Source organism: Pseudomonas sp. NPDC087803 (assembly GCF_044742995.1).
Lineage (GTDB): Bacteria > Pseudomonadota > Gammaproteobacteria > Pseudomonadales > Pseudomonadaceae > Aquipseudomonas.
In genome coordinates this window covers 1-948 of record NZ_JBIUVO010000155.1, presented here as the reverse complement: position 1 = coordinate 948, position 948 = coordinate 1, and the positions used below count along the sequence as shown (strand labels likewise).

1 pseudogene is annotated in these 948 nt (G+C 55.9%); it reads left to right on the top strand.

What is annotated here, in order from left to right:
* Window positions 1–948 (top strand): annotated as a pseudogene (locus ACIOUG_RS27120) (EF-Tu/IF-2/RF-3 family GTPase); the annotation flags it as partial.

Genomic DNA, 948 nt, shown 5'->3' with positions numbered 1-948 from the left:
GCTGGTGCCAACTTCCTGCGCGTGATCGGTCAGATAAAACAGCGTCTGGGTCACACTCCGGTGCCGATTCAGCTGGCTATCGGTTCGTAAGACAACTTCCAGGGCCAGATCGACCTGATCAACATGCAGGCTGTTTACTGGAACGACTCTGACAAGGGTATGGTTCCTGTTCGCAAGGAAATCCCTGCGGACATGCTCGAGCTCGCCACCGAATGGCGCAGCAACATGGTTGAGGCTGCGGCCGAAGCCAGCGAAGAGCTGATGAACAAGTACCTGGAAGGCGAAGAGCTGTCGATCGAAGAGATCAAGGCTGCTCTGCGTCAGCGCACTATCGCTGGCGAAATCGTTCTGGCTGTTTGCGGTTCGTCGTTCAAGAACAAGGGCGTTCCCCTGGTTCTCGACGCCGTTATCGACTTCCTGCCTGCTCCAACCGACATTCCAGCGATCAAGGGCTCCAACCCTGATAACGAGGAAGAGGAAATGGAGCGTCACGCAAGTGACGACGAGCCGTTCGCGGCGCTGGCGTTCAAAATCGCTACCGACCCATTCGTGGGTACCTTGACCTTCGTCCGCGTTTACTCGGGCGTGTTGAACTCCGGCGACGGCGTGATCAACTCGGTTAAAGTTAAAAAAGAGCGCGTGGGTCGTATGGTGCAAATGCACGCAAACGCCCGTGAAGAGATCAAGGAAGTACGCGCTGGCGACATCGCGGCCCTGATCGGCATGAAGGACGTCACCACTGGTGAAACCCTCTGCAACGCTGACAAGCCAATCATCCTGGTTCGCATGGACTTCCCGGAGCCGGTTATCTCGGTTGCCGTAGAGCCTAAGACCAAGGATGACCAGGAAAAAATGGGTATCGCACTGGGCAAACTTGCTCAGGAAGACCCGTCTTTCCGCGTTATTTGTGATGAAGAGACTGGTCAAACGATCATCTCCGGCATGGGC